An 8,108-nucleotide genomic window follows, 5' to 3' on the forward strand; every position below is an offset into this window, starting at 1 on the left:
ATCAAACATCATTTTTAGAACGAATAACTCTTATATAAACGGGGTGATCCATTTTATAGACTTTGAAAATGCGCAGGTTTTTGCAACTATTTATCATAATTTAAATGTCTTTGAAAGATCACTACGAGAATACCTGGCCTTTAATGGTTTAAATGATACGATATACCTTGATTACTTAAAAAATTATAAACGTAATAAAAAGGGAAGTGAAGATTGGGCCGAAAAAAGAATTGAAGCACTTGAATTCAAAAAGCTCATTGATGAAAATAGAAAGCCTTTTGAAAATCTATATCTAAATGAGTTAATGGAATTTTCCCTTTCTTCTTACCATAAGGAAAATTCTAATCAAAAACTGGATTTATCCTTTCTTAAGGAAAAAGTACTGATCAATAAAGGAAATAAGCCTAGATTTCAGCTCATAAATCAATTAAGAAATTATATTATGCACCATCACGATATTTCAGGTGAATCCTCAGAAAACCTTCATAATTTCTCCCATTTTCAGACTTTTTATCGATTAGTACTAAATTTAAAAGAGACTTTTTCTTTTTTAGCCAAAAGAACCATAAAAATGGAGCGAGCTAGAGCAAATGGACTAAATAATAAAAGGCTCCAATTTATTTCAGCTATGGACAAAACAGAAATTAGGGATTACTTTTATAAATTGATTTAATGCGCAATTTTAAATAGAAAAATTAAATAGAGTAATTTCCTGATTCTTTATCTTAATTGTTATAAAACAGGGTGCAAAAAAATATGCCTGGAATCCTTTATTATTTATGATAAAACTATTCCTCTTTTAGGAGTTCAAAAAGTATATTTTTGCAGGGCAACATAATTCACCCAAGCACACTTATATTCCCTTTCCTATTTCCTGCCATTCAAGCGCTCATACACCTTCTTCATCAGCATATCTTTTACCACTCCTCCCAGCTCCTGATCATCCATAATTTTATTGAAGATCTCCTGATTTTGTCCCATACGATCAATCATAATATTCATATAGACATCATCAAAAACGAACTTAAAATTTTCTTGTGTATTAGAGGTAGCAGAAGATTGAAGCTGTTCATTCTGTACACAATCTTCTTCCATCTGGTCAAAGAATAGTTTGTCAGCCTCTTTAAACTCTGTACCAAAGCGTTTATTCAGAGTATCCACAATTTCAGACAATAAAGCTTCCTCCTCTTTCTTGGAACGAATACCCGCTTCCCCACTATTTTCCAAACCGTATTCCCCTTGACTTTCCAACACTATACTTTGTTCACTGATCTTTTGCAAACGGTAGTACTCCAATTCTACCTCACCCCCTAATTGAAAGCGATCTGTTTGATCTTTTTTAGGTAACTTTTTTAACAGGAACCGACAATAGGTAAACAGCTTCTCCAATTCTACATCGGTGAAAGGCATAATCTGTGTAAGGAAGGAATATGCACGACAAAAAACCTGTATCGCATGTTTTAAATCGTCCTGAGTAATTTTACCGGAGGTATCACCTTCTTCCGGTAAAAGAAGGAACCGTTCAACTGCCGGATCGATTAATGCATTTAATTTCCCCTGAGCGGATTTAGAAAGTGTTTCTTGAGATTTGAAGAATAAATTACAAAAATTATCCACTTCCGATTGCCAGATGATTTGAGCTTCTTCAATGATTCCTTTTAAGTCGTACAAACGATTAGGATCCGTGGTAGAGTCCACGGTAGTCGCCTCATAATAAGGCTGGAATGCTTCTTGAATTTCTTCAGCTTCATTAGCAAAATCCAAAATAAAAGTATCCTCTTTTCCTCTTGTCGTCCTGTTTAAACGGGATAAGGTTTGTACAGCCAATACCCCACTTAACTTCTTATCCACATACATAGAATGAAGTTTGGGTTGATCGAAACCGGTTTGGTATTTCGCAGCAACGATGAGGATTTGATAAGCTTCCGTTTCAAAATGCTTTGGTAATTCGGATTCCTTAATTTTATTAATTTCTGCTTCCGTCACTCCGTCTGGATAAGAATCACTAATTAATTTACCGGAGAAAGCTACCAAAGTATTGATCTTATACCCCTTCTCTTTGATGTAGTGATCAAATTCTTCTTTATAGCGTAAAGCGTGAAGCCTAGAAGAACAGACTACCATGGCCTTGGCTTTACCTCCGATTTTAAGAGCAACTACTTTCCGAAAATGCTCTACCATCACCTCCGTTTTCTGTGCAAGGTTATGAGGATGAATGGATAAAAACCTTGCAATAGCTCGGGAAGCTTGTTTTTTGTTAATGTTCGGATCTTCTTCTATAGCCTTATTAAGCTTGAAATATGTACTATAAGTAGTGTAATTCTTCAGTACATCAAGAATAAAACCTTCCTCAATAGCTTGTTTCATAGAGTACCAATGAAAAGCTTTAGGAATCCCTTCTTCATTCGGGGTACCAAATACCTCAATGGTTTTCGTTTTAGGAGTTGCCGTAAAAGCAAAGAAGGAGAGATTCTCCTGTTTTCCCCGGGCCTGCATACTTCTTCTGATTTGATCCTCCGCATCCTCATCCAGATTTGAGGAGAGTTCTTCTGCTTCCGCTTCTTCCAAGGATTTTGCAGAAAGCACTTCTTTCATTTTTTTTGTTGCTTCTCCCCCCTGACTGGAATGTGCTTCATCAATGATCACCGCATAATTGCTTCGTTTTAATTCTCCAATTTTTTCTAATATGAAAGGAAACTTTTGAAGGGTAGTAATGATGATGTTAGAACCTGCACTTATAGCATCTGCTAGTTGCTGAGAAGATTTATCGATTTTAACCACCACCCCAGCTTTATGCTCAAACTGGTAAATGGTATTTTGCAACTGGGAATCCAATACCTTACGGTCCGTGATAACGATGACCGAATCAAAAACCCGCTTATCAAAACCATTGTGTAGGGAAGAAAGACGATAGGATAACCAAGCAATGGAATTCGATTTTCCTGAACCTGCTGAATGCTGTATGAGGTAGTTCTTTCCTGCCCCATGAACTTTAGCATCTTTTGCCACTTCTCGCACTACATCCAACTGATGGTAGCGGGGAAAAATAAGGATGTCGTCTTCATTAATGTGAAGAAATTTGGCAATGATATCCAAGAGGCTGTCTTTGGTCCAAACGTATTCCCAAAGGTAAGCTGTTCTGTAACCATCGGGATTAGGTGGGTTCCCTGCTCCATTTTCATTCCCCTGATTAAAAGGCAGGTAGAAGGTGTTTTTTCCTGCTAGCTTGGTGCTCATAAAACATTGATCGCTATCTACTGCAAAATGCACCAATGCTCTTTTTTTGTATTTAAAGATGGGTTCAGAAGGTTCCCGATCAAAAACATATTGTTTTTTAGCGTTTTGCACATTTTGTCCTGAAAACTGATTCTTGAGTTCTATGGTAGTGATAGGAAGTCCATTCAGCACCAAGACCATATCCAAGGAATTCTTTCCTTTACGCTCATAATATAGCTGACGAACTACCTTCAGCTCATTCTTTTCATAAAGGGCAAAAGCATCAGGATTTAAAGCACTTTCGGGATGGAAGTAAGCCATTTGAAATTTTACTCCGTAATCGGTAAAACCCTTTCTAAGCACATCCAAAGCCCCACGAAGTTCTAACTCTTTGAGTAGACGTTTAATCACTTTGGCTTCTACCTCTGTTTTATGGATGCTAGCAATCTTTGCCCAAGCTTTGGTTTGAGAGGATTGTAGAAATTCAGTGATATAAGAAGGAAAAAAACCTAAATCCGCATCAAAATCATGGGAAGAACCCTTGCTATATCCTCCCTTTTCTAAAAGGGAAGCTTCAATATTTTCTTCAAAAGTAAGTTCGGTGTGTATCCCTAGAGCCATAGCAATCCTAATCTTTCTAAAAAACAGTACCTAAGTCCGCTTAGGTACTGTTTCACGTTCTTTAAAAAGACACAAAATACTATATTCCCTTGAGATTACATATCAGTTGGAATGCTTATTTTATCTTTTAATTACTTTATTTCCTCTAAAACCTCTTCTCTTACATCTATTTTCCCTAAAACCACTTCAGAAATAAAGGCGGTTTTGTATTCTTTCAATAATTCTATTTCTTTTTGGGTTTTGCTGATGAGGTTTTCGAATTCATGAAGAGTCTCCTCTAGACTTTTTGTTATTTCTTTTTGTTCATGGTAAGGAGGTAAGAGAATTTTGTACTTCCCAACAGCTTCCTGTGAAATCCCATAAAATGTAGTACCTGTTTTTGTTAATTCAACATGAATTTTAAAATTCTCTGATTGTAATTGATAATATAAAAACTTAGGATAATAAGATTTCTCCAAGGCCCTAAAAACCAATAAATGACTATTTAGAGATGCTTTATTAGGAAGATCTCCCACAAAAAGTAATTTTCCAATAGTGCCATCTTTGGTCATCAATACATCTCCAACTTGAAGTTGAATTTCAGGAGCTTCATTATATCTTTCTTCACTTATATGATAAACTTCATTCCATCGAATTTTCCCATCCTTAAAATTCATTCCTGTAATCAAATAAGGAAGATTTTTATCCTCAGAAAATTCACTTTGTTTTAACCCTTGCCAACCAATCCGCCCCTTCATATAGGACACTCTTTTAAACTTTTTCACCTCCCAATGACTTGGAATCTCCTCCAACCATTCGATACCAGAATCCTTCATGGGAACATTGGGATCTAAACCTTTGGTTACTGCCTGATTGATGGTTGCAGTTTTCTCTTCTTGGTAAAGGGTGATGAGTTGTTGTTTTTTAGCAATTAGACTGTCTATTTCTTGGGATTTGTGGTCGAGGTAATTTGCTATTGAAGTAGATTCATGACAATCTTTGGGGACAGGAACCATCAAGTTGTTATACTTATCTGCTCCTATATTTTGTATTGTAGCCTGTTGAAAGATGCTTTTCTTCCAATTTTCATAGAAATTAGATTTTGTCAAATAAGCTAAGAAGGAACTATTTATTAGATTCTTTTTGACAGAGGCTTTAATTAAATAACCTGCAAAACATGCATCTCCTGAAAAACCTTTAAAAAGAAAGGTTTTACCAACAGTAGCTCCACTTCGAGCAAACAACAAATCACCTTCTTTTAGTAAATAATCTTTAGCTATTTCCAGAGGAAGAGATTTAAAAGTATCATTTCTCAAATTACCGTCCTTGCCAAAATCAGTAATTCTTATATATCTTGGATTGGCAGGATTTTCATCGTTTGCTGATTCATTTGCCCCATATTTCAGCGGTTCCTCAACGAGGTGTTTGAGCCTTTTTACCTCCCAATGACTTGGAATCTCACCAATCCATTCAATTCCACTGTCTTTGTACTCACTATATTTCTTCATCACTTATGCCATTACCTTTGATACCATACCATTGGTTTCTTCTTCCAAAGCCAATATATCGGCTTTAATTTCCCCCAAGGAACGAAGGGGCTGGTATTCATAAAAATACTTGGTGAAATTGATTTCATAGCCCACCAAAGATTTCTTTTCATCAGTCCAAGCGTCCGGTACATGGGGCAAAACCTCCCGCTGCATATAGTCGGTAATATCTTCTTTTAAAGGAACATTTTCAGTATCTCTTAACTTAGCATCTGCTTTAGGATTCCCCTTTCTATCTACTACTTTCTTACCATTCTCATAAAGTGGTCGTTCCACCGTGAGTTTGTGGTAACCAAAATCTTCATTATCGAATATCTTACAATATTTCCCTTCCTCAAAACCACCATAAATTTCGGTAATCTCTCGTATTTGTTCTTCAGAGAGCTCATTTCGTTTGCTACCCAATGACTTACTCATTTTTTGAAAAAAGTCCACTGCATTAATCAGTTGCACCTTTCCTTTGCGCTCTCCTGCTTTTCGGTTATTCACCACCCATATATAAGTACTGATACCTGTATTGTAAAAGAGCTGATTAGGTAGGGCAATGATAGCTTCCAACATATCACTTTCAATGATCCATTGTCGAATACTGCTTTCGTTCTTTTTGGAAGAAGGAGAACCGGAGAAAAGAGGAGAACCATTAAAGACGATAGCTAGTTTGGAACCTTTTTCATCCTGTTTCATCTTGGAAATCAAGCTCATCAAAAACAAAAAGGAACCGTCACTTTTTGCAGGTAATCCAGCACCAAATCGTCCACCATGTCCTAATTCGTCATGTTCTTCCTTTACCTTCTTGTAAATTTTATCCCATTTAACACCAAAGGGAGGGTTGGTAATCAGGTAATCGAAGGTTTTTCCTGCCAATTGATCTTCTGAAATGGAATTTCCTTTCTTGATATTGGAAGCATTCTGTCCTTTAATAAGCATATCCGATTTACAAATGGCATAAGATTCGGGATTGAGTTCCTGTCCAAATACTTCCAAACGGGCATCAGGGTTAAGTTCGTTAAGGTATTCTTCTGCTACGGATAACATACCGCCTGTTCCTGCACAACAATCGTAAATGGTTTTCACAATGCCTTTTTTGGTCAGGATATCTCGGTCATTTAAAAACAAGATGTTAACCATCAAGCGAATCACTTCTCTTGGAGTAAAGTGTTCTCCTGCCGTTTCGTTAGAAAGTTCAGCAAACTTGCGAATGAGTTCTTCGAACATATAACCCATTTCCATGGAGCTGATGGTCTCTGGATGGAGATCAACTTCCTGAAAACGCTTCACCACTAAAAAAAGCAGGTTATTATCGTCCATCTTACTGATCTGGTTATCGAACTCAAACTGTTCAATTATTTCACGGGCATCCTCTGAAAAACCGTTGATATAGTTTCTTAGGTTTGCTGCAATGTTGTTGGGATCAGCTACCAACTTATCAAAATCAAATTTACTTCGGTTATGGAATTTATAACCTGCTACCTTATTTAAAATAGGATCGACATTATCCACGGTCAAGGTTTCCGCCATGCTAAGCACCTTTTCTTTAGTGTTCTCCAAAACACAATCCAACCTTCTGAGGACCGTAAGGGGAAGGATCACTTTACCGTAATCCGACTGTTTATAATCTCCCCGTAGCAGGTCTGCAATGGACCAAATAAAATTCGCAGATTCCTTGAAATTCTTCATGCTATATCTTCAAAAAATATCGTTTATTCCTCGCTTAAAAATAAAAAGTTTAAAGGTAGTAGAATTTGGGGATTTAGGAAAGAGCAAGAGAAAAAGAGAAAAGCTCTTAATTAAAAGATGGTTGAGGTGTTAAAATATCTACTTCAATAATGGTTTGAAATCCCCTATACAACCCTTATATTTATTCCTTATTTTTTACCAAAACTCCCTATGACTTTTTTAGAACTAGCAAAAGAAATTTTAAACAAAGAAGAAAATCCACTTTCCGCTAATGAAATTTGGCGGAAAGCATCAGAAGAAGGCTTAGTCGAAGAGTTGGGAAGCAATGGGAAAACCCCTTCCGCCACCCTGGCAGCTCACCTTTACGTTATTTCAAGAGATAATCCGGAAGGCCCTTTTAAAACCGTAGGCAAAAGACCCAAACGTTTTTATTTAGCAAAAAAAGAATATAAAAACCTACAAGCCTATGAAGAAGGGCAGATCATAGAAGAGGAAAAGCCAAAATACGAAACAAAATCATTTTTAGAGAAAGACCTTCACCCTTACTTGGCACATTACGCCTATTACCACCTGAAATGCCATACCAAAACTATTAATCACTCTAAATCCAGCAAGAAATCCTATGGTGAATGGGTACATCCCGATATGGTTGGCTGCGTTTTTCCAATTAATGAATGGGAAGAGGAGGTGCTAAACCTAAGTTCAGCCATCGGCAATACCTCCGTAAAGCTTATTTCTTTTGAACTAAAACGGAGCCTTAACTTTTCCACCCTTAGAGAAAAGTTTTTTCAAACCGTCTCCAATTCTTCTTGGGCCAACGAAAGCTATTTGGTAGCAGCAGAAATCTCAGAAGAGGAAGATTTTCGCGAAGAACTCTCCCGACTTTCCTCAGCCTTTGGCATAGGAATTATTCAACTCAACCTGGATAACCCTAACGATTCCAAAAGACTATTCTCGGCTAAAGTTAAAGAAACACTCGATTGGGACACCATTAACAAACTTACCATGAATAAGGATTTCAAAGAATTCCTTAAGCGTATTCGAATCGATTTGAAAAGCAATGAAGTC

At 36.8% G+C, this 8,108-nt stretch carries 5 protein-coding genes; 2 read left to right on the forward strand and 3 right to left on the reverse strand.

What is annotated here, in order from left to right:
- Positions 1-673 (forward strand): hypothetical protein (locus E1171_RS12880; RefSeq protein WP_187696435.1); only part of this gene is annotated, 673 nt, incomplete at its 5' end.
- A gap of 194 nt (positions 674-867) precedes the next feature.
- On the opposite strand, the gene E1171_RS12885 is transcribed toward E1171_RS12880, so the two are convergent.
- The 3 genes from E1171_RS12885 to E1171_RS12895 all read right to left on the reverse strand — a co-directional run bounded on the left by E1171_RS12885 (position 868) and on the right by E1171_RS12895 (position 7,040).
- Positions 868-3,837 carry a type I restriction endonuclease subunit R gene (locus tag E1171_RS12885; protein WP_155206417.1) on the reverse strand — a complete coding sequence of 990 codons (2,970 nt, stop codon included), beginning with the start codon at positions 3,835-3,837 and terminating at the stop codon, positions 868-870.
- Between the two features lie 131 nt (positions 3,838-3,968).
- Complete coding sequence (locus tag E1171_RS12890) at positions 3,969-5,324, reverse strand: restriction endonuclease subunit S (RefSeq protein ID WP_155206418.1); 1,356 nt, start codon at positions 5,322-5,324, stop codon at positions 3,969-3,971.
- A gap of 3 nt (positions 5,325-5,327) precedes the next feature.
- Positions 5,328-7,040, reverse strand: a complete 1,713-nt coding sequence (locus tag E1171_RS12895; RefSeq protein ID WP_155206419.1) for a type I restriction-modification system subunit M — start codon at positions 7,038-7,040, stop codon at positions 5,328-5,330.
- A gap of 210 nt (positions 7,041-7,250) precedes the next feature.
- Between E1171_RS12895 and E1171_RS12900 the strand changes: the two genes are divergently transcribed.
- A partial coding sequence (locus E1171_RS12900) for an HTH domain-containing protein (protein ID WP_155206420.1) occupies positions 7,251-8,108 on the forward strand: 858 nt, incomplete at its 3' end.

Origin of the sequence: Xanthovirga aplysinae, assembly GCF_009711365.1 — a bacterium.
Taxonomy (GTDB): Bacteria; Bacteroidota; Bacteroidia; order Cytophagales; family Cyclobacteriaceae; genus Xanthovirga; species Xanthovirga aplysinae.